The organism is Paraburkholderia heleia NBRC 101817 (assembly GCF_000739775.1).
GTDB lineage: Bacteria > Pseudomonadota > Gammaproteobacteria > Burkholderiales > Burkholderiaceae > Paraburkholderia > Paraburkholderia heleia.
This window is the reverse complement of the sequence record NZ_BBJH01000065.1, coordinates 1-823: the sequence shown is the minus strand read 5'-3', so window position 1 is coordinate 823 and position 823 is coordinate 1. Positions and strand designations below refer to the sequence as shown.

The window sequence follows — 823 nt, the reverse complement described above, 5'->3', positions numbered from 1 at the left end:
CTTCACAATTCCCCACAGTGCAAATTTCTGTTGAGGCAGTTTGGTATACGCAGCACCGTGATCGACACCGGAGTAGCCGACAGCGGCACGCGCGTAGCGGGCTGGCGCCGCACCTGACCGGACAGGTATCGTACCGTCGCCATTCTCGCCCGCTGCCTGCAGTTCAAAGGTCTTGTGAACATCCATTGGACCAAGTCTTCCGGCCACAACATCGATTGTTCCTGTATTGACCGGTTTGTTCTGAACTTCGTACGAATCATTGTTACCCTCTTCAGAACGCATTCGGACGAGGACGCAATGTGTGGGAGACGGTATCCCATAGGGCGATTGCTTCGCCTTCAGTGAGTGACGCTTTTTCAATGCTGTCTGCCGTAAAGCTGTTGAAGCCCCCGTTGTTCATCTCAAGCACAAGGTAGGGCGTCATGGCACCGCCGACCGTGATATTTGCCTCGAGCCTGAAAAGGTGCCCAGGGACCCTGGCCGCCGTTGTGGCGGAAACCAGCAGTTCGTCGGCCTTGATGCCACTGTGGGTTACCGGTCCGGTCCGGATAATTCGACCGTTAATGTCCTTCATGTCCGCTTTTATCTGTGGCAGACGGTTCGGAAGTGAATATTTCTCCAGTTCTCGCGAATCTGTATCTGTTGTCAGATCAAACGACACATCAGGCCGGTCCTTTAATGCGAAGAGGGTATCGAGCTTTTCGCCAGTGGCTGCCTTGCGTGGCAGGAAACCATCCTTGAAACACATACCGGGCTCGCCAGGAGTCTCGTCATCCGGGCGGCCACGAACGCTCGCAGCGAGGTTGAGAACCAGTCGTTTTTT

Annotated in this window: 2 protein-coding genes; both read right to left on the bottom strand. The window is 54.9% G+C overall.

Going from position 1 to position 823, the window contains the following annotated elements:
• Window positions 1–282 (bottom strand): hypothetical protein (locus BHE01S_RS38815; RefSeq protein ID WP_218000440.1); only part of this gene is annotated, 282 nt, incomplete at its 3' end.
• Window positions 272–823: T6SS immunity protein Tli4 family protein (locus tag BHE01S_RS38590; protein WP_042272762.1), on the bottom strand; the 552-nt coding region annotated here is incomplete at its 5' end. The genes BHE01S_RS38815 and BHE01S_RS38590, both read right to left, overlap by 11 nt.